Source organism: Kitasatospora sp. NPDC091257 (assembly GCF_044757675.1).
Taxonomy (GTDB): Bacteria; Actinomycetota; Actinomycetes; order Streptomycetales; family Streptomycetaceae; genus Kitasatospora; species Kitasatospora lactacystinica.
Genome location: NZ_JBIVVI010001757.1, coordinates 1 through 1,292 on the forward strand (window position 1 = coordinate 1; position 1,292 = coordinate 1,292).

Here is a 1,292-nt window from a genome sequence, read left to right on the forward strand (position 1 = left end):
GACCAGGCACCCCCACTCCCCCCTTCTATCCCGCAAAGGTGGTACCCCCGTGAGCATCCGAACCGTAGGCGTGATCGGCGCCGGCACGATCGGCCGCGGCGTCGCCCAGTCCTTCGCGGAGTCCGGGTTCGAGGTGATCCTCGTGGACATCTCACTGGCTCAGCTCGACAGCGCGGTGGCCCAGATCGGCCGTGACCTGCTGGTCCAGCCGATGCTGCTCGGCAAGCCGCTGAAGGAGGACGCCAAGACCGTCCTCGCCCGGATCACCACCCGCACCGAGCTCACCTCGCTGGCCGACGCCGACTTCGTGGTCGAGAACGTCACCGAGGACTGGGACATCAAGCGCACGGTGTACGAGCAGATCGACACCATCTGCCGCCCCGGAGTGATCTTCGGCGTGAACACCTCGGCCGTGCCGATCACCCGGGTGGGCTCGGTCACCGGGCGACCGGCCGAGATCCTCGGGCTGCACTTCATGAACCCCGTCCCGATGATGGAAACCGTCGAGGTTGTCAACGGCCACTTCACCAGCGAGGAGACGCTGAACACCGCGCTCGGGCTGCTGTCGGACATGGGCAAGGAGGGCATCGTCGTCCAGGACGCCCCCGGCTTCATCACCAACCGGGTCCTCATGGTGACCATCAACGAGGCCATCTTCTGCGTCCAGGACCAGATCGCCTCGGCCGAGGACGTCGACAAGATGTTCCGCGGCTGCTTCGGCCACAAGATGGGGCCCCTGGAGACCGGCGACCTGATCGGCCTCGACACGATCCTGAACTCGATCACGGTCATGTACGAGAGCTACAAGGACAGTAAGTACCGCCCTGCCCCCCTGCTCCAGAAGATGGTCGACGCACGACTCCTGGGCCGCAAGACCGGCCAGGGCTTCTACACCTACTGATCCTCGAACTACCCAAGGAGAAACCTGATATGACGAACAACGACGTGCGCGCCCGGGTCCGCGAGTTCCTCGCCCCGCACCTGGCCGGCCAGCCGCTCGCCGACAACGACGACTTCTTCGCCCTCGGCTACGTCAACTCTCTCTTCGCGATGCAGCTCGCGCTCTTCGTGGAGAAGGAATTCGCCCTGACCCTCGGCCCGGCGGACATGGACTTCGACAACTTCCGCACGGTCGACGGTCTCGTCCGCCTGGTCACGTCGCGGACGGCTACGGCGGCCTAGTCCCACCTGCGGACGCGGGGGGGGCCCCCCCCCCCCCCCCCCCCCCCCCCCCCCGGCCCCCCAACGGGGGGGAAGAAACACCCTTACGCACCCCCCCCAGGTGCACAACC

General features: G+C 66.8%; 2 protein-coding genes. Both read left to right on the plus strand.

Going from position 1 to position 1,292, the window contains the following annotated elements:
* Positions 1-49 precede the first annotated feature (49 nt).
* Positions 50-901, plus strand: a complete 852-nt coding sequence (locus ACIQOV_RS41810) for a 3-hydroxyacyl-CoA dehydrogenase family protein (RefSeq protein ID WP_401056427.1) — start codon at positions 50-52, stop codon at positions 899-901.
* Positions 902-930: 29 nt separating this feature from the next.
* On the plus strand, positions 931-1,182 hold the full coding sequence (locus ACIQOV_RS41815) for an acyl carrier protein (protein ID WP_401056429.1): 252 nt from the start codon (positions 931-933) through the stop codon (positions 1,180-1,182).
* Positions 1,183-1,292: the final 110 nt, after the last annotated feature.

What these genes read in the sequence shown, in the direction of transcription:
- ACIQOV_RS41815 (WP_401056429.1), top strand. Translation starts at nt 931, where the DNA reads ATGACGAACAACGACGTGCGCGCCCGGGTCCGCGAGTTCCTCGCCCCG.